Source organism: Streptomyces sp. NPDC088910 (genome assembly GCF_044749865.1).
Lineage (GTDB): Bacteria > Actinomycetota > Actinomycetes > Streptomycetales > Streptomycetaceae > Actinacidiphila.
This window is the reverse complement of sequence record NZ_JBIVIV010000005.1, coordinates 305,158-323,430: the sequence shown is the minus strand read 5'-3', so window position 1 is coordinate 323,430 and position 18,273 is coordinate 305,158. Positions and strand designations below refer to the sequence as shown.

At 68.8% G+C, this 18,273-nt stretch carries 18 protein-coding genes; 16 read left to right on the top strand and 2 right to left on the bottom strand.

The features are described from left to right. Nucleotides 1-32: 32 nt before the first annotated feature. The gene (locus tag ACIP4Z_RS14625; RefSeq protein WP_355335383.1) at nt 33-881 is read right to left on the bottom strand and encodes a cupin domain-containing protein; all 849 of its coding nucleotides are present in this window, start codon (nt 879-881) and stop codon (nt 33-35) included. A gap of 293 nt (nt 882-1,174) precedes the next feature. On the opposite strand from ACIP4Z_RS14625, the gene ACIP4Z_RS14620 reads away from it, so the two are divergent. The 8 genes from ACIP4Z_RS14620 to ACIP4Z_RS14585 all read left to right on the top strand — a co-directional run bounded on the left by ACIP4Z_RS14620 (nt 1,175) and on the right by ACIP4Z_RS14585 (nt 10,235). Next, nucleotides 1,175-2,299, top strand: coding sequence for a C45 family peptidase (locus tag ACIP4Z_RS14620; protein ID WP_355335380.1), 1,125 nt, complete (start codon nt 1,175-1,177; stop codon nt 2,297-2,299). Between the two features lie 153 nt (nt 2,300-2,452). Further along, nucleotides 2,453-3,673, top strand: a complete 1,221-nt coding sequence (locus ACIP4Z_RS14615) for an extracellular solute-binding protein (protein WP_355335377.1) — start codon at nt 2,453-2,455, stop codon at nt 3,671-3,673. Nucleotides 3,674-3,767: 94 nt separating this feature from the next. Beyond that, a complete protein-coding gene (locus ACIP4Z_RS14610) occupies nt 3,768-4,832 on the top strand; it encodes an ABC transporter ATP-binding protein (protein WP_401307870.1) in 1,065 nt (354 codons plus the stop codon). Beyond that, nucleotides 4,829-5,770: an ABC transporter permease gene (locus ACIP4Z_RS14605; RefSeq protein WP_401307867.1), complete on the top strand. Its 942-nt coding sequence runs from the start codon at nt 4,829-4,831 to the stop codon at nt 5,768-5,770. Before ACIP4Z_RS14610 ends, ACIP4Z_RS14605 begins: the two co-directional genes overlap by 4 nt. 41 nt (nt 5,771-5,811) lie before the next feature. Beyond that, the gene (locus tag ACIP4Z_RS14600; protein ID WP_188279655.1) at nt 5,812-6,642 is read left to right on the top strand and encodes an ABC transporter permease subunit; all 831 of its coding nucleotides are present in this window, start codon (nt 5,812-5,814) and stop codon (nt 6,640-6,642) included. A 111-nt stretch (nt 6,643-6,753) separates the two neighbouring features. Next, nucleotides 6,754-7,497, top strand: coding sequence for an SDR family NAD(P)-dependent oxidoreductase (locus ACIP4Z_RS14595; RefSeq protein WP_401307864.1), 744 nt, complete (start codon nt 6,754-6,756; stop codon nt 7,495-7,497). 73 nt (nt 7,498-7,570) lie between these two features. Continuing rightward, nucleotides 7,571-8,530, top strand: a complete 960-nt coding sequence (locus ACIP4Z_RS14590) for a fumarylacetoacetate hydrolase family protein (protein WP_355335367.1) — start codon at nt 7,571-7,573, stop codon at nt 8,528-8,530. Between the two features lie 241 nt (nt 8,531-8,771). After that, on the top strand, nt 8,772-10,235 hold the full coding sequence (locus ACIP4Z_RS14585) for an MDR family MFS transporter (protein WP_401307861.1): 1,464 nt from the start codon (nt 8,772-8,774) through the stop codon (nt 10,233-10,235). A gap of 63 nt (nt 10,236-10,298) precedes the next feature. Here the strand turns inward: ACIP4Z_RS14585 and ACIP4Z_RS14580 are convergent, their stop codons facing one another. Then, nucleotides 10,299-10,925 carry a TetR/AcrR family transcriptional regulator gene (locus ACIP4Z_RS14580; protein ID WP_401307858.1) on the bottom strand — a complete coding sequence of 209 codons (627 nt, stop codon included), beginning with the start codon at nt 10,923-10,925 and terminating at the stop codon, nt 10,299-10,301. Nucleotides 10,926-11,035: 110 nt separating this feature from the next. Here ACIP4Z_RS14580 and ACIP4Z_RS14575 point away from each other — a divergent pair, with 110 nt between their 5' ends. The 8 genes from ACIP4Z_RS14575 to hcaB all read left to right on the top strand — a co-directional run bounded on the left by ACIP4Z_RS14575 (nt 11,036) and on the right by hcaB (nt 18,137). Continuing rightward, a complete protein-coding gene (locus ACIP4Z_RS14575) occupies nt 11,036-11,836 on the top strand; it encodes an IclR family transcriptional regulator (protein WP_355335360.1) in 801 nt (266 codons plus the stop codon). Between the two features lie 152 nt (nt 11,837-11,988). Then, nucleotides 11,989-12,879 carry a VOC family protein gene (locus tag ACIP4Z_RS14570; RefSeq protein WP_391048161.1) on the top strand — a complete coding sequence of 297 codons (891 nt, stop codon included), beginning with the start codon at nt 11,989-11,991 and terminating at the stop codon, nt 12,877-12,879. 28 nt (nt 12,880-12,907) lie between these two features. Continuing rightward, nucleotides 12,908-14,266, top strand: a complete 1,359-nt coding sequence (locus tag ACIP4Z_RS14565; protein ID WP_391162835.1) for a Rieske 2Fe-2S domain-containing protein — start codon at nt 12,908-12,910, stop codon at nt 14,264-14,266. 15 nt (nt 14,267-14,281) lie between these two features. Then, complete coding sequence (locus ACIP4Z_RS14560) at nt 14,282-14,845, top strand: aromatic-ring-hydroxylating dioxygenase subunit beta (protein ID WP_401307853.1); 564 nt, start codon at nt 14,282-14,284, stop codon at nt 14,843-14,845. A 49-nt stretch (nt 14,846-14,894) separates the two neighbouring features. Further along, nucleotides 14,895-15,209, top strand: a complete 315-nt coding sequence (locus tag ACIP4Z_RS14555; RefSeq protein WP_355335349.1) for a bifunctional 3-phenylpropionate/cinnamic acid dioxygenase ferredoxin subunit — start codon at nt 14,895-14,897, stop codon at nt 15,207-15,209. Next, on the top strand, nt 15,206-16,471 hold the full coding sequence (locus ACIP4Z_RS14550) for an NAD(P)/FAD-dependent oxidoreductase (protein WP_401307850.1): 1,266 nt from the start codon (nt 15,206-15,208) through the stop codon (nt 16,469-16,471). The genes ACIP4Z_RS14555 and ACIP4Z_RS14550 overlap by 4 nt, the downstream gene beginning before the upstream one ends. Next, complete coding sequence (locus ACIP4Z_RS14545) at nt 16,468-17,325, top strand: alpha/beta fold hydrolase (protein WP_401307847.1); 858 nt, start codon at nt 16,468-16,470, stop codon at nt 17,323-17,325. Before ACIP4Z_RS14550 ends, ACIP4Z_RS14545 begins: the two co-directional genes overlap by 4 nt. Beyond that, nucleotides 17,325-18,137 (top strand): 3-(cis-5,6-dihydroxycyclohexa-1,3-dien-1-yl)propanoate dehydrogenase, encoded by an 813-nt coding sequence (gene hcaB / locus ACIP4Z_RS14540; RefSeq protein WP_401307844.1) that lies wholly within the window; start codon nt 17,325-17,327, stop codon nt 18,135-18,137. The genes ACIP4Z_RS14545 and hcaB overlap by 1 nt, the downstream gene beginning before the upstream one ends. Nucleotides 18,138-18,273 lie beyond the last annotated feature (136 nt).

The following is an 18,273-nucleotide window of genomic DNA, read 5'->3' as shown; positions in this document are numbered from 1 at the left end:
GTTCTGCCGCTGCGCCGGCGGTCGGCCTGGGGTCAGCCGGTGGCCGGCAGGTAGTCCGGGGCGACGCAGAACACCGCGCGGGCCCCCTTGGCCGCCACGTTGTAGAACGAGTGCGGCGTACCTTCCGGGATCTGGCACGAGTCGCGCGGGCCGAGCTCGAAGAAGACCCGCGTCTCCGGGAACTCGACATGGACGGTGCCTTCTTCGACGAAGAACAGCTTGTCGCCCTGGTGGGTGAACACGTCGCTGCGCTGGCCCGGCAGGAAGCGCTGCTTCCCGATGGTCACGTGCTCCGTGCTCAGCATGATGCCGGTGAGCAGCTCCCGGCCGCGCTTGTGCCCCTCCAGGCGCCACAGGATGTCCTCGTCCCTGGCCGCCCACATGGTCTTCGCGGCGTCGGCCTCGGCACGCGCCATCGGCCAGCGGCCGATGTACTCGTCCTGCTTGTGCTTGTAGGTGGTGATGTTCTCGTGGGTCTGCGCGTACGGCTGGCCCGTGCCGGTCTTGGGCGAGGGGTGGAAGAACTCCACGAACCGCAGCTCGGTGTCGCTGTAGTTCCACTGGTGGTGCCAGGTGTCCTTGCGGAACCAGGCCGCGTCGCCCGCCTCGATGACGAGGACTTCACCGGTGGTCGGGTTCGACTGGACCATCGTCCCGTCGAGAACGTAGAAGAACTCGTCGGATCCGAAGATCGACCGGTTCTCGTCCGAGTGGATGACGGCACCGCCGACCGGGATGGCCACGATGTTGACGCTCATCTTCTCGTCGCTCGCCAGGAACCAGTCCGGCAGCTTCCCTGACTCGTCGTCGCCCCACACCAGTCGCAGTGCGTCCCGGTAGGGCACGAGGCGAGGCTGTTTGCCTTGGTCGGTCTCTGTCATGTCACTTCTTTCTGCTTGCGGCGGTTCCGTGCGAACTGCCGGCGAACCCAGAACACGTCGTGCGCGGAGGCACCACGTGACCGCGCCTCGCGTCCTGCCTGGCTGTCAGACAGCAGTGTCATAGTGCCATGGGCTGAGCTTGGCTTGCAATCACCTTGCGGTCACGGTTCGTCCGATTGAGCCCCGGTGGAAGTCCAGGTGAATCAAGTGCGACCTGGCTCTTGACAGGCCCGGCGGACGGACTCATCGTTACCTGCCAGGCAGCCAGACGACTTTTGAAATGTCAGAGAGACGTGGACTCGGTGAACTACGAACCCGGACATATTGCCGCATTTCGCACGATCTGTGTGGAGGGCGACCCGCGGAGACGCGGGGAGTCATACGGCCGCGCCGCCGCACCGGAGATCAAAGAGTCAATCCACCGCTACACCAGGGTCTTCCGGCACATGGTCGGCTGGGACTGGCAGCAGGTGCGGAAGTTCGCCCTGCGGTACGAACGGCCGATCGGCGACTTCTCTCCCGCCATCGGTGAGGAGATCGCGGGCATCGCCGCAGGTGCGGGGGTCGAGTTGAGCGACATCCTCGCGCTCAACGCGCGGAGCGAGATCATGTTCGCCGCCGCCCCGGCCCGCGCCCGGTCGATGCCGGCGGAGTGCACGTCCTTCGCGCTCATGCCGGAACGCACGGGCCAGGGCATCGTCACCGGGCAGAACTGGGACTGGCTGACCCACGCGCGACGGACCACGGTCGTCCTCGACGTCCGGCGGACCGACGCGCCCAACTTCGTGACCGTCGTCGAGGCCGGGCAGTTGGCCAAGGTCGGACTGAATTCGGCCGGCGTCGCCCTGTGCACCAACACCCTGATCGGCGACGTCCGCACCGACGGAGCCGGCGTCCCGTACCACATCCTGCTGCGGTCGGTCCTCGACGCCGGATCGGGGGCGGAGAGCGCGGAGCGGATAGCGACCGCCGACCGGGCGATGTCCGCGAACTACCTGATCAGCGACGGCACCGGCTTCTGTCAGAACCTGGAGACGCCCGCCAGCGACGGGGCGCCGGAGCGGATCACCCCGCGCGACGGGGTGTTGACGCACACCAACCACTTCCTGTCCGCCGGGCTCACCACGACGGACGACTACGCCAGGCGGAAGCCGCACACGCTCGACCGGCACCGCAACATCGAACTGCGCCTGCGCGACCCTCGCGTACGCACGATCCACGAGGTCAAGGAGGCCCTGTCCGACCACCACGACTGGCCCGGCAGCATCTGCCAGCACCCCGATCCCTCGATCGCGATCGAGGAACGGACCTGCACCATCGCCGGATTCATCATCGAACCCGACCGCGGCGTCATTCAGTACGGCGCCGGCAACCCCTGCTCGACCCATTGGCGGCAGCGCACCGTCTCAGGTGCATAACGTCCGTCGCCGCACTGGTGCGATGTAAGGCTGTCAGACATAGCGTAGAGGCGGAGAAGGTTGGACGTAACCGCCCTAAACGACCTATAGGCACGGCCGTCGAGTATTCCGGCCACCACATCAACGACCGAAGTACCGACCCAGGAGGTCACGTTGAGACGTTCTTCCCGGTGGCGAGTCGCCCTCGCCGGACTCACCGTCATCAGTGTCATCGGCGTCGCGGGATGCGGCAGCCCAGGTTCCAAGAGTGTCGAAGAGACCCCGGCCGCCGCGGACGGCAAGTTCCCCGCGGCCCCCAAGAAGCCCGTCACGCTCACGATCATGGACTCGGCCGGCGGACTGTCCGTCGCCAAGCCGCTGATCGAGGAGTTCGGGAAGAAGCACCCCGAACTGGTCAGCAAGATCAACTACACCACGACGACCTCGCCGGAGATGCCCGGCAAGCTCAAGGCCCAGCAGAACGCCGGCCGGGTAGGTGTGGACATCGTCCTGCTGGGGCCGGACAGCCTCGCCGCGGGCGTGAGTCAGAACCTGTTCACCAAGATCTGGCCCGAGTACAAGGACGGCCTGCCCGATCTGGAGAACACCTACCTCGACAACGCGAAGAAGCTCTGGAAGAACGCGCACGGCCAGGCGCTGATCTACGACACCGGCACGTTCGGCCCGCTGCTCGAGTACCTGCCGGACAAGCTGTCCGACCCGCCGAAGACCGCGCAGGAACTGCTGGAGTGGGCGAAGCGGAATCCCGGCAAGTTCCAGTACGCGTCCGTCGCGAACTCCGGACCGGGCTCGGCGTTCCTCCAGGGCCTGCCGTACCAGCTCGGCGACTCCGACCCGAGAGACCCGGAGAAGGGCTGGGACAAGACCTGGGCCTACCTCAAGGAGCTCGGCAAGTACATCGACAACTACCCGGCCAAAACCAGCGAAACCTACGCCAACCTCACTAATGGAACAGTGAAGCTGGTACCGTCCACCTTCGGATGGCACGTCCAGCCCCGTGCGGACAACCTGATTCCCGAGTCCGCCACCTTCACGGTCCTGGAGAACACGAAGTTCATCCTGTCCGGCGGATCGGTGGCCATCCCGAAGGGCGTCTCGGCCGACCACCTCGCGGTGTCGCTGCGGCTGCTCGGATTCATGCTCCAGCCCGAGCAGCAGGCCATGACCTTCGACCACGGTTACGTCTATCCGGGCCCGGCGATCAAGGACGTCACGGTCGACATGGCACCGCCGGAGATGGCCGAACTCAACAAGAAGTACGGCGTCGCCGACTACGACGACTACATCGCCAAGTATCCGGGCGCGGACCCGCTGCCCGCGGACGTCCTCGTCGCCGCGTACGACAAATGGAACCGAATCATTGGTGGTAAGTGACGTGAGAGCAACCCAGCGACGCGGTGAGTTCAGCGAGCTTCGGCTCGAAGGTCTGACCTGTGTCTACAACGGGAGCGTGGTCGCACTGGACTCCATGACTGCGACGATCAAGGCCGGAGAGTTCACCGCGCTGCTGGGTCCTTCTGGCTGTGGAAAATCCACCCTCCTCGGCTGTCTGGCCGGACATGTCACGGCCACCGAGGGCCGGCTCTGGGTGGACGACGAGCGGATCGACCAGCGGCCCGCGGAGAAGCGCGGCTTCGGCATGGTGTTCCAGAACTACGCGCTCTTTCCGCACCTGTCCGTCGCCAAGAACGTCGCGTTCGGACTCGAAGTACGCCGCATGCCCAAGCCTGAGGTGCGCGAGCGGGTGAAGTGGGCGCTGGACCTGGTCCAACTCCCCGACTACGCCGACAATCTGCCCGGCCGCCTCTCCGGCGGCCAGCAGCAGCGGGTCGCCATCGCGCGGGCACTCGCACCGCGCCCGTCGATCATGCTGATGGACGAGCCGCTGTCCAACCTCGACGCCAAGCTCCGCTTCGAGATGCGCTCCGAGATCCGGCAACTCCACGACGAGCTGGGGCTGACCACCGTCTACGTCACGCACGACCAGGAGGAAGCCCTCTCGATCGCCGACCGGATCATCGTCCTGCGCAAGGGAAAGACCGTGCAGGACGGTACGCCCCAGCAGATCTACAGCGAACCGGAGGCGGATTACGTCGCCGACTTCGTCGGCTACCGCAACCGGCTCCAGGCGCACGTGGTCGGGGGGACCGGCCGCGAACCCGTCGTCGAGGGGCACGGCATCACGCTGCGCGCCACGTCGAGCACCGACCTGCGGCCCGGACAGTCCGTGACCGTGCGGATCCGGCCGGAGGAGGTGAGCGTCACGGACTCCGCCTCCGCGGTGAACACGTTCGAGGCGGTGGCGCGCTCCACGCAGTACCACGGCCGCGACTTCACCGTGCAGGCCGAACTGCCGGACGGCGCGACCCTGTCCGTACGGACACCGGTGCGGCCGGAAACGGGCACGGTGCTCAAGCTGTCGATCCCGGTGGCGAGCGTCCGGGCCTTCGCCGCGGGAGAGCCTTCCACCGCCCCGGCGGAGGGCTCCGACGACGGCGAGTACACGGCTCTCGAACCGAGCGCGCTGTCATGACGGCGACCGTGGAGACCACACCGGCCCGCGCCGACCGGGCGCCGGGAGGCCCGCCCGACTCGGGCGACCGCCGACGGGCGTGGCTGCGACGTCACGGACTCCACTGGGGGCTGCTGGCCATGCTGCCCGCGGTGGCGCTGATCGGGGTGCTGTTCCTCTACCCGATCGCCTACGGCATCGGCCTGTCGGTGACCCCCGACAAGGGCGGGACCTTCAGCAGCTACCAGCGGTTCTTCGAGGATCCGTATCTCCGCGAGACGATCTGGAAGACCCTGCGGATCGCGGTGGTCGTCGCCGTGATCAACACGGTGGCGGCGATGATCTTCGCCTACCCGCTGCGCGGGGCCGGACGGCGGAAGAAGTACCTCTCGACGGCCTTCCTGATCCCGATGACCCTCGGCAACGTGCTCGTCTCCAACGGGATGATCGCCTACATGTCCCCGCGGGGCTGGCTCAACCGGACCCTGATGAAGATCGGGGTGATCGACGAGCCCCTGATGCTGCTGCACAACTACGCCGCCGTCGTGATCTCGATGGTCATCACGGGTCTGCCGCTGGCGTTCCTGCTGACCATGAGCCATCTCGCGTCCATCGACACCCTCTACGAGCGGGCCGCCGCGTCCCTCGGCGCGGACCGGTGGACCCGGTTCCGGCGGATCCTGCTCCCTTTGTGGGCGCCGGGTGTGACCGTGGTCCTCTGTCTGACCTTCGTCCTGGGGTTCTCCGTGTTCGCCAGCGCGACCCTCGTGGGTGATCCCGCCGGTTCCACCCACGTCATCTCGGTCGAGGCCTACTTCCAGGCGTACCGGACCCTGGACTACTCGATGTCCATGGCGATGGTGGTCATCTCCGCCCTGGTCCAGATCCTCATCGTGGGCGCGATCCTGCTCCTGCGTTCCCGCCTGTACACGGGCCCGAGTTCCGGTCAGAAAGGGTGATCGAGGTGTCCGAGTCGTCTCCTACCGCACTGCGGAGCCGGATGCGTCGCACCTGGGCCGGTGTCCTGCCCCGGTGGTTCTACCGCCTGCTGGTCGCCGTCTTCCTGGTCAACATCGCCGGGCTCGTCGCCTCCGTGACGGTCAGCTCCTTCGGCCGGCAGTGGTTCACCGGGTGGCTGCCGAAGGGGTACACGACGGACTACTACCGGTCGTCGTGGAACGAGTACGACCTCTCCCACGTCATGGTGATCACGGTCACCGTCGCGGTGGTCGTGGCCGCGCTCGCCGTGATCATCGGCGCTCCGGCGGCGTATGTGCTGGCAAGGGGGAACTTCCCGGGCAAGAAGCTGCTGATCCTGGCCTTCCTGCTGCCGCTGATGCTGCCGCCGGTCACCTACGGTCTGCCGCTGGCGACGCTGCTGTACCGGCTCGGCCTCGGCGGCCATCTGTCCGGGGTGATCGTGGCCAACCTGGTGCCGTCGGTGCCCCTGGTGGTCCTGCTGATGATCCCGTACATCCAGCAGCTCGACACCAACCTGGAACGGGCCGCGCGCTCCTGCGGGGCGAACGGTCTTCAGACGGTCCGGCGGGTGCTCGCGCCGCTGCTGCTGCCCGGAATCCTGGCGTCGGGCCTGCTCACGCTGATCCACACCGCGGGCAGTTTCGAGCTGACCTTCTTCAACTCGGGGCCGGGCAGCGAGACGCTCGTCGTCGCCCTGTACTCGGCCCTGTGGACGCCGGGCTTCCGCCCGCAGCAGTCGATCGACGCGATGTCGGTCATCTACATGCTCACCTGCCTGGTCCTGCTGTTCGTCGCACTGCGTTTCGTCAGCCCCGGCCAGATAGTGACGCACTCGCGCGAAGACGACTGACGCGCGCGCGAGGACGACCAGCCACAGCCCCTGGTGCCGCGAGCGGCCATGTCTGCCCCGCTCGCGGCACCAGGCCCATCAGCCCGAGCCCGTTCCACCGAGGAGATCACCATGCCCGCCGTCATTGTCGCCGGAGGCGCCACGGGAATCGGACGCGCCTGCGTACGCCGCCTGCGTAACCGTGGTGTCGACGTGTACCTCGCGGACATCAACATGGCGGCCGCCGGTGAACTGGCCGCCGAGGAAGCACCCGGCCGCCTCGTCATCGGCGAGCACGACCTGTTCGACGTGGACGCCGCCCGGGCCATGGTCGACGCGGCCTGCGCGCGGTTCGGCGGTCTGGACGGACTCCTCATCACCACCGCGCTGCTGCGCGAGGCGCCCGTCGCCCGGTACCCCCTGGAGGACTGGACCGCGACGATGGACCTGAACGTCCGCGCCGCGTTCCTGCTGGCCCAGGCCGCGATCGGGCCGCTGAGCCGGTCCGCCGCGCCGCGGATCGTCTTCACCGGCTCGACCTCCGCGTTCCGGGGCGGCTTCGGGTCCTTCGCGTACGCCGCGTCCAAGGGGGCCCTCGTCAGCATGACGCGGGCGATGGCGGTCGAGTGGGGCGCGCTGAAGGTCTGCGTCAACTGCGTGTGCCCCGGCTGGATCGACACGCCGTTCAACGACGAGCACTGGAAGCACTCCTCCGACCGCGACGCGGCGGTCGGCGAGCTGGAGGCGAAGATCCCGCTCGGCCGCCAGGGCGAGCCCGACGAGGTGGCCGCGATGATCGACTTCCTGCTCTCCCCGGCGGCCGGTTACGTGACCGGTCAGGCGATCGTGGTGGACGGCGGACTGCTGTCGTGGTGAGAGGAACCGAGACCGTGCCGAACGCGGCGGCGCCGCTCCACGGAGAGGCGCTGCCGTGCGGATAGGAACATGCGTGATCGACGGACGGCCCGAGCCGGTCGTGTTCGATCCGGCCGGCCGGGCGGTCCCGGTCGGCGACCTCGTCGGCGGCCCCGGCCTCTACGGCGTGCTGACGCTCATCGAACGCTGGGACGACCTGCGCCCGCGCCTGGCCCGCGCGCTCGGGACGGACCGGTCCCCGGCCGCCACCAGCGTGGCCGAGATCGACCGGCTCGGCGCCTGGCTGCCGCCGGTCCCGCGGCCGGGGAAGATCCTGGGCGTCGGTTTCAACAGCCCGGTGTTCGCCGCGTTCGCGTCGAGCGTCCCCGACCATCCGCCGTTCTTCTCCTCACCCGGTTCCGCGCTGGTCGGACACCGGCAGCCGATCCGGCTGCGCCCGTCGTTCGGACTCGTCCATCCCGAGCCGGAGCTGGCCGTGGTGATCGGACGGCAGGGCACGCGGATCGACCCGGCCGAGGCACTGGACCACGTCTTCGGGTACACCCTGATCGACGACGTGTCCGCGCCCGGGCTGCGGGCCGGTGACACGGTGGTGGTACCCGGCTCCATGGCGGGGGAGCTGGACCGGCGGCACAGCGGCCGGCCCCGGGCCGCGTCCGGCTTCGAGCACGGGGACATGAGGGTCACCTACCACCTGCGGGCCAAGGGCACCGACAGCTTCAAGCCGTGCGGACCGTGGATCGTGACCAGGGACGAGATCCCCGACCCCGACCGGCTCGGCATCACCCTGGCGACCGGCGACGACGTACGGATCGAATGCCGGACCGAGCGCCTGATCTATTCGGTGGCGGAAGTCATCGCGCACGCCAGCGACCACCACACCCTGTTCCCCGGCGACATCATCCACGTGGGCACGGACATCACGGGGACGCACACGCTGCGGGAGATCGACTACCAACACCGGATCGGCGCGACGCGAACGATCGAGTGCGAGGCGATCGGCACGCTCGTGAACGAGATCCGCACGGTCTGACCCGGCACCACCGGCCGAGCCCGCACCACCCGGCACCCGTACGTCCCCGGTCGGACCACGGGCAGCCCGGTTCTGTCTGACGGAACGACGCGGCACCGCATCGCGATCGGAGAGCGGACACTCTCCGAAGGCGGTGCGGCCGCGCCTTTTCGGATGACACGCGCCGCGAGAAGTGTGCGGTGCGATCGGAGACTCGTTGAACGACGTCGGCTCTCAAAAGGTGAAGGTCTTCGACCGACGCATGACTCTGGTCGCGACGGTCACGATTCTCGGCTCCCTGATATCCATCTTCGACACGACGATCGTCCAGGTGGCCGTGCCGTCGTTGGTGAGGAGTTTCGACACCTCGCTCGCCACCGTCCAGTGGGTCAGCACGGTCTACCTTCTCGCCCTCGCCACGGTGGTGCCGCTCACCGGCTGGGCCAACGACCGATTCGGCTCCAGACGGGTGTGGATCGCGTCCATGGCCATGTTCCTGTTCGGCTCGCTGCTGTGCGGACTCGCCAACTCGATGGCGCTGCTCATCGTCGCGCGCGCGGTGCAAGGGATCGGCGGCGGGATGCTGCTGCCCACCGGGCAGACGATCCTCGCCAGGGAGGCGGGCCCCGGCCGCCTCGGACGCGTCATGGCCGTGGTGGGGATTCCGTCCATGCTGGGGCCCCTGTTGGGGCCGATCTTCGGCGGACTGATCCTCTCCAGCCTGTCCTGGCGGTGGATCTTCTTCGTCAATCTGCCGCTGGGCGCTCTCGGGATCGGCTTGGCCTGGGTCGTCCTCGACCGCGGCGAACTGGGCGTGCCCCGGAAGCTCGATCTCATCGGACTGGCCCTGCTGCCGCCGGGACTCGCGCTGCTTGTCTACGGCATCTCCGATTTCGGCGATGCCGGGCGCGTGTCCCCGTCCGTCGCGCTCACCGGAGGTCTGGGAATCGCCCTGACCGCCGCGTTCGTCGTGCACGCGCTGCGGGCCCCTCATCCGCTGCTCGACCTGCGGCTGTGGAAGCACGCGGCCCTCAGATCGGCCCAGACCGCGATGTTCCTCTACCTCGCCGGTACCAACGCGGTGCTGTTCCTGGTGCAGCTCTACTACCAGTTCGCGCGGGGGGACAGCGCCATCAAGGCGGGCCTGCTGGTGGCGCCGTCGGCCTTCGGCGCGATGCTGGTGCTGACGACGGCCGGCCGGGTGATGGACAAGCGCGGTCCCCGGGCGGTGATCGTCTTCGGCCTGCTCATGGTGACCGCAGGAGTGCTTCCGCTCACCATGATCGGGCCCGACACCAGCGACGTATGGCTGTCGGTGTGCTGGTTCGTCCGCGGCGTCGGGGTCGGCGCCACGGCCACGCCGCTGACCGCCGCCGGATACGCCGGTTTGCGCGGCCACGAGATCCCCGGTGCGTCGACGCTGATGAGCATCGTGCAGTACGTCGCCGGGGCCATGGGCACCGCTGTGGCGGCGGTTCTGCTCCAACGTCGGCTCAGCGGCTTCACCGACGGCGGCGGGGTCCAGTCCCTGGCCGGGCTGAGCGACACCGCGCGGCAGCGCCTGGCACCCGAACTGGCCGACGCCTTCGGCGGGTTGTTCTGGCTGGCCGTCGCCCTGTCGGTGCTCGCGATCGTCCCGGCCGTGATGCTGCGCACGCGGGCGCCGACCGATGTCGAACGGGACGGGACGGGAGCGTCGAAGGCCGCCGACACGCTGACGGGCTGACGCCTGCGGCACGTCGTCGGCCCGGTGCGCGACGCCGCGGGCCCCCGGCCGTGAAGGCGGCGGTCACGGCCGCGGCGTGAGACCTTCGAGCAGCAGATTCAGCGCGTGGTGCGCGTCCAGGGCCCGGGCAGCGGACGCGGACGCGGAGCCGCCGAGCGTATGGACGGCCAGGGTGATGCCGGTGAGCAGCGCCACGAGCTGGCCGGCGGTGAGGTCGTCGCGGATCGCGCCGAGCTCCTGGGCGGGCCGCAGCAGCAGATCCGCCGCCGACACCAGCAGCGACTGACCCCACTCGGTGTTGGCGACGGGATCGGTCTCACGGAGCCCCTGCGCGAGCAGTCCGGCGAGGACTCCCTGCGCCTCGACTCCCAGATCGACGAACTGGCGCAGCCAGTTCAGGAGTGCCGCCGTCGGCTCGTCGCGCTGCGCCAACTCCGTCGCCATGGAGGCCAGTCGCGCGACGCGACCGCGGTAGACGCCTTCGAACAGGTGCATTCTGCTCGGGAAGTGCCGGTAGAGGGTGGCGGGCGCGACCCCGGCCTCCTTGGCGATCTCGTCGAGGGTGACGTCGGGCCCCTCGCGTTCGATCAGGGTCTGGGCCGCCGCCAGGATGCGATCGACGTTCCGCCGGGAGTCGGCGCGAGGTGCGCGCTTGCGTACCGGTACCGGTGCTGCGGACTCGTCCGGCAATCTCCGCTCCCCACTCTTGCGATGCGACTGCGGGCAGCCTACTGTGACGGCTAAGTGAGGGTTTACTCCCATTTAACGGCTGGTGACCTCGTACCTTGAGGAGGAACCCGATGCCTGCTCCGGAAAGCCCGCGGCGGGTGCACGACGCCGCCGCGGCGGCCGGCGAAGTGCGCGACACATCCGTCGGCAAGGCGCTCGCCGTGCTCGACACCCTGTCCGGTTCGCGGAAGTCGCTGGGCGTCTCGGAGATCGCCGCCCGCACCGGGATGGCCAAGTCGACCGTCCACCGGCTGCTGAGCGCGATGATCGAGCACGGTTATGTGGCCAAGGAAGGCGAGCGGTATCTGCTCGCCGAGCGCGTCTTCGAGCTGGGCAGCCGGGTGCAGGTCGGCGCCGCGAAGGACCTGCGCGAACTGGCCTCTCCCTATCTGGCGGAATTGTTCGCCCTCACCCGGCAGACCATTCATCTCGCCATTCTCAGCGGCGCCGACATCCTGTACATCGACAAAGTCTCCGGACTGGGCGCGCCGAGAATGGACACGCGTATCGGCGGACGCAGGCCCGCTTATGCCACAGGGCTCGGGAAGGCGCTGCTCGCGTTCGCTCCCTCCCTGCATCTGAGGACCGTTCTCGACGGATCCTTCAAGCGGTTCACCGCGTACACCATTCCCGACGCCCAGCGGATGAAGCTCTCACTGCTCCGGGTGCGCGAGACCGGTATCGCGACGGATCACGAGGAGTCGTTCCTCGGCGTGGCCTGCCTGGCGGCGCCGGTCTGGGCCGCTGATCACAGCCGCGCGGTCGCCGCGGTCTCGCTTTCCTGCCCGGTGCTCGGCCGCACCCCCGCCCGCTACAAGTCGGTGCTCGTCGACACCGCGCAGCAGCTGTCGTCCGCGCTGCGTCGCAAGTGACCCGGGGGAGCACGCCGGAACAACTGCTTTCCGTCTGACGGAACAGAATCCTGGCTTCTTTTCGGGCGCTCAATACAGTTATGCGCAGGCCCTTCCCCTGTGTGTTTCCCGAGGGCTTCCGCGTCATTCATTGGGAATCGGAGGAATCGCGCGTGAGTTATGTCAAAGCGCTCGGTTACATCGGCATAGGTGCGCAGGACCTCGACGCGTGGGAGGACTTCGCGGGCGACATTCTGGGCCTGCACGTCACCCGCGGACGGGACGCCGACGACGTCGAAACGCTGTTTCTGCGGATGGACGCCAGGCACCACCGCATCGCGGTACGCGCCGGGGACGACACGCTGTCCTACGTCGGATGGGAGGTGGCGACCGAGGAAGACCTCGACGCCCAGGTGCGGGACCTGGAGAGCGCCGGGGTCGCCGTCACGGAGGATCCGCACCTCGCCGACCTGCGCGGAGTCCGCCGACTGGTGCGGTTCGCCGATCCGGCCGGTTTCCGGTTGGAGCTGTTCTACGGCGCCGTCACCGTGTCCTCCGCGTTCGTCTCGCCGACCGGCGTCCGGTTCGTGACGCGCGACGACAAGGGCAACGACCTCGGGGTCGGCCACATCGTGCTCGTCTCGTCCGTCGTGGACGAGATGGTCGCCTTCTACCGCCACGTCCTCGGTTTCAAGGTGAGCGACTACATCACCTTCAAGCCCCTGGTCCTGACGTTCACCCACGTCAATCCCCGGCACCACTCACTCGCGTTCGGTCCCGCGCCGGACGGCAGGAAGCCCTTCATCGACCACTTCATGCTCGAGGTCGACAGCGTCGACGGCGTCGGTCGCGCACTGGACCGGGTGCGCGCGAAGGAGATCTCCCTCACCGCGACGCTCGGCCGTCACACGAACGACGAGATGCTCTCGTTCTACATGAAGTCGCCGTCCGGGATCGGCGTGGAGTACGGAACCGCCGGCAAATTGATCGACGACGAGACCTGGACGATCACGAATTGGGACGCCGCCCAGTTCTGGGGCCACGACCGCAATCACACCCACTGACGGTGACGTGTACGCCAAGGAGAACACCATGAACGACTCCCCACGCGCGGTGGACCAGCTCGATGACCTGGTCTCGCTCGAAAGAGGCGAGATCGACCGGCGCATCTTCAGCGACCAGGAGATCTTCGATCTGGAGATGACGCGGATATTCGGCCGGGCCTGGCTCTTCCTGTGCCACGAGACGCAGATCCCCAAGCGCGGCGACTTCTTCGAGGCCCCGATGGGATCGGACAACGTCCTCGTGGTCCGGCAGCGGGACGGCTCGATCCGCGCCTTCCTCAACACCTGTTCGCATCGCGGCAACGCGGTGTGCCGGGCCGAGGAGGGAAACGTCCGCAATTTCATGTGCACGTACCACGGGTGGACCTTCGGACTGGACGGCGAACTCATCGGCGTGCCCGGCAAGTCCCTCTTCTACAAGGACAAGCTGGACCTGTCCAAGCACCCGCTGCGCAAGGTGGCCCAACTCGACTCCTACCGCGGCTTCGTGTTCGCCACCATGGACGCGGACGCGCCGCCCCTGGAGGAGTACCTCGGCGCGACGGGCCGGCTCGGACTGGACCTGCTCGCCGAGCGCGGCGACATGGAGGCCGTTCCCGGCGTCCAGAAGTTCACCGTCAGGACCAACTGGAAGTTCACCGTCGACAACGTCTTCGACTACTACCACCCGCAGATCACGCACATGTCGGCCTTCGCCGTCGGTCTCATCCCGGCCCCGCCGGACGAGTTCGTCGACGGCGGGGCCAGGACCGAATCCGGCGCCGACCTCGAAGTCCCCTTCCTGCCCAGCGACTTGCACAACGTCGTGATGGTGGGCGAGTACGGGCACGCGATCTCGGGTCCCGACCAGGAGTCGCTGGAGGTGACAGCCGGGGGCCGGGAGCTGTTCGAGTGGCGCTACACACCGCGGACCCAGGCCAAGCTCGGGCGGCACGGAAGCCGGGTGGGCGGCCACCCGCACATCTTCCCGACCGCCTGGGTCACGGCGAACGCGCAGCTCAGCCTGCGGGTGCCGCGCAGCCCCGACGTCACCGAGATCTGGTGGTACTCCTTCCGCGACAAGAACGCCTCGCCGCAGGAGCAGGCCGCCGCGCTGCACGCGCAGATCCACTTCTTCGGGCCCGCAGGAATGCTCGAACAGGAGGACGGCGAGAACTGGGCGCAGTCCACCCTCCAGACCAAGGGCACCAAGAGCCGCGAGATCCCCCAGCTTCTGAAGATGGGTCTCGGCACGTCCGAGGTCGTCAAGGACGACGGCCTCGCCGTCATCGACGCGCCCATCAACGAGCACGCCCAGTTGTGGACCTACCACTCCTGGCGCGAGTGGCTCCGCAACCCCACGTGGGAGGGGCTGCGCAAGAGCACGGCTCCCCACGACCGCTACTAGGCCCAGGAGCCCGCGATGACGACCCACGCCGTACCCGCAGCGCGTGCGGTGCCCGCCGCGCACCCCGTCGACCTCGACACGCTGCTGCGGCAGCACGAGGTGGAGCAGTTCTACTCCTACGAGTCGGCGCTGCTCGACGCCCACCAGTACGAGGAGTGGGTCGGCCTCTTCACCGAGGACACCCACTACTTCATGCCGCTGCGGCGGACCATGACCAGGCGGCAGTTGCACCTGGAGTTCACCAAGCCGGGCGAGATGGCCTACTTCGACGAGGACAAGCAGTTCCTCCGGACGCGGGCCAAGAAGTTCGCCACCGGGACCTCGTGGGCCGAGGACCCGCCGTCCCGTACCCGGCACCTCATCACCAACGTCCGAGTGACCGAGGACAGCGGCGACGAACTCGTGGTGCAGAGCAATTTCCTGCTCTACCGCACCCGGCTCAAGAGCGACACCGACCAGTGGGTCGGCCGCCGCGAGGACACGCTGCGGCGTACGGAGAACGGGCTCGCGATCGCCAAGCGGTTCGTCTACCTCGACCAGACGCTGCTCCAGTCCGGCAACCTCAGCAACTTCTTCTGACCCCGACCCGCGCCCGCGCGCCGTCCCGCGCCTACCGAAAGGTGCAGCAATGCCGTGGATCCGTGCCTGTTCCGTCGACGAACTCGACGACGGTGACGCACTCCAGATGCCGACGGTGCCGCCCGTCGCCGTGTTCAGGGCGGACGGCGAATTCTTCGCCCTGAACGACACCTGTACGCACGGCCAGTCCTCGCTTGCCGACGGGTACGTGGACGGCGACCAGGTCGAATGCGCCTGGCACTTCGCGAAGTTCGACCTCAGGACCGGTTCCGTGCTGTCCCCGCCCGCGTCCCTCCCGCTGTGCACCTACCAGGTGAAGCTGGACGGCGACGACGTCATGGTCGAGATACCGGAGCGGAGTTGAGCACGTCGGCCGTCCCCGGTCAGAGCTGCGTCATCGTCGGGGCCAGCGCCGCCGGAGTCTGCGCGGCCGTGGCCCTGCGCGGCCACGGCTACCGGGGCAGAGTCACGCTGGTCGACGCGGACCCCAACCTCCCCTACGAACGGCCGCCGTTGTCGAAAGGACTGCTCGACGGGGAGTCGGCCGGTCTCGTGCCCATCCAGCCCCCGTCGGTCTACCAGGACCTCGACATCGCGCTGCGGCTTGGCGAACGCGTCGTCGGCATCGATCCGGCCGCGCTCACCGTACGGCTGAGCGGCGGCGACGTCCTCGGCTGCGGGCGGCTGGTGCTGGCGACCGGTGTCGCGGCGCGCCGCCTCACCACGCCCGGCGCCGACGCCGACAACGTCCTGTCGCTCCGGGACGCCGCCGACGCGGTACGGCTCCACGCGCGGCTGGCCCGCGGCGGCCCGCTGGTCATCATCGGCGCGGGCTTCATCGGCCTCGAACTCGCCGCCGTCGCCCGTCGGCGCGGCATCGAGGTGACCGTGGTCGAAGCGCAGCCGTATCCGCTGGCCTCCGTGCTCGGACCGGCCGTGGCGGACCTGATGACGCGGCTGCACCGCGACCACGGGGTGCGGCTGCTGACCGGCGTCACGGTCACGGAATTCCTCGGCTCCCCGGCGGGCGTGGAGGCGGTGCGTCTGTCGGACGGCCGCCGCGTACCGGCCGCCACGGTCGTCGTCGGGATCGGCGTACGCCCGCGGACGGAGCTGGCCCGTACGGCACGTATCGACGTCGACGACTGGGGCATCCCCGTCAACGAGTTCGGCCAGACCAGCCGGGCGTGGATCTACGCGACCGGCGATGTCGCGAGCCAGCCGCACCCGCACCTGACCGCCCGCGGCCGGCTCGAGCACTGGGAGGCGGCGCAGCGGCACGGTGCGGCGGTGGGCAGCACGATCGCCGGCAGCCCGGTGCGGTACACCGCGCCGCCCTACGCGTGGTCGGACCAGTACGACACCACGTTGCAGATCATCGGACGGCCCCGGCGCAGCGACGACTTCGTCCTCCGGGAGGGCGCCGTACCCGACCGGTTCCTCGCCTTCTGGCTGCGCCACGGCCGGATCGCGGCGGCAGCGGGCATGGGCGCCGCCCGCGAGGTCGGCGTGGTGAAGCGGCTCATCGCGGGAAACGTGCCGGTCGACAGCCGACTGCTGTCCGACCCCGGCCTCGACCTGCGCGGAACACTCAAACAGCACCTCGTGAGAAAGAGCGCGCAATGACGACCGTCACCTCAGAGATCACCTACGACTCCACCTACCGGCTGGTCGACACCGCCGACTACCAGATCCAGATCAACGAAGCCGGTGACGGCGATCCCGTGTTCCTGATCCACGGCACCGGGCCCGGCGCCACCGGCTGGTCGAACTTCGAGGCCAACATCCGCGCGCTCGCCGCCGACTTCCGGTGCGTCGCCGTGACGATGCCGGGCTGGGGCGACTCCAACCCGCAGAGCGTGGCGACCGGACGCGACCAGGGCGCGGCCGTCACGCAGTTGATGGACGCCATGGGCATCGACCGCGCCGCCTTCGTCGGGAACTCCATGGGCGGCGCGATCGGGATGGTCATGGCCACCGAGCACCCCGAGCGGGTCTCGCACCTGGTGACCATGGGCTCGGGCATCTGGGGCGTCAACGTGATGGCGCCGAACGGCATGTCCGAAGGCATCCGGATCATCTTCGACACCTACGAGGACCCCTCACCGGAGAACTTCCAGAAGCTGGTCGAGGTGATGTGCTTCGATCCGGCCCACGCCACCCGCGAGTTGGCCGAGGAACGCTCGCGCACCGCCGCGAGCAGGCCGGAGCACCTGCGCAACTGGCTGGAGGTGATGCGCGCGGGCGTCGGCGCGACCGGCTTCGCGCAGGCGGGGGAGAAGATGGCGCGGTCCGACGTGCCGACGCTGATCATCCACGGCCGGGACGACCGTACGGTGCACTACGAGACCAGCCTGCGCGCGCACGCGGTCATCCCGGACTCCCGGCTGCTGATGTTCGGCCGCTGCGGTCACTGGGCGCAGCTCGAACACGCCACCGAGTTCAACGCCACGGTCAAGCACTTCCTGGAACACCACTGATGGCCGCCGGACAGGGGCGTCTCGCCGGGCTGTCGGTGCTGGTGACCGGTGGCGGCTCGGGACTCGGCCGGGCCGTCGTCGACCGCTTCGTCGCCGAGGGCGCGACGGCCACGGTGCTCGAACGGTCGCCGGAGAAACTGGACAACCTGCGGGAGGCGCACGGCGACCGCGTACGCGGCGTACGCGGTGACGTCACCTCGGGAGAGGACAACACCGCCGCCGTCGAAGCGGCCGTGTCGGCCTTCGGAGGACTCGACGCGTTCGTCGGCAACGCGGGCCTGTGGGACTTCGGCCGGGCGGCGCTCGACATGTCGATGGCCGAACTGGAGAACGGCTACGAGGAATTGTTCGGCGTGAACGTCAAGGGCTACCTGCTCGGCGCCCGGGCCGCGGCCCAGGCGCTCGCCGAGCGGCGGGGATCGATGATCTTCACCCTGTCCAACGCCGCCCTGTACCCACGCGGCGGCGGCGTGCTCTACACCGCGTCCAAACACGCCGGAGTCGGACTGGTCGCGCAGTTGGCCTACGAACTCGCGCCGCGCGTGCGGGTGAACGCCGTCGCGCCGGGCGGGATGGCGACCGATCTGCGCGGGCCGCGCGCCATGGCGCTGGGCGACACCTCCATCAGCGACATGCTGCCGACCGGCGACCGGCTCCGTCGGTACTCCGCCCTCGACCTGGCCCCCAGCGCCGAGGACTACGTCGCCCCGTACGTCCTGCTCGCCTCGCGCGAGGAGTCCGCGACCGTGACCGGCGCGGTCCTCGACGTGAGCGCCGTGGGCACCCCGCGCCGCCCCGACCCCGCGCCGTAACGCTGTCCCGCGCGCCGTCCCACCGCTCCCGGCGGTGACGTGTTTCGGCCGCGTTCCCCCAGGCAGAACGTATTGCTGGCCGCTCACCTGGCCGAATCACATACTCCGGTCACCGGTCGCTCGCCGAGCGGCCCGC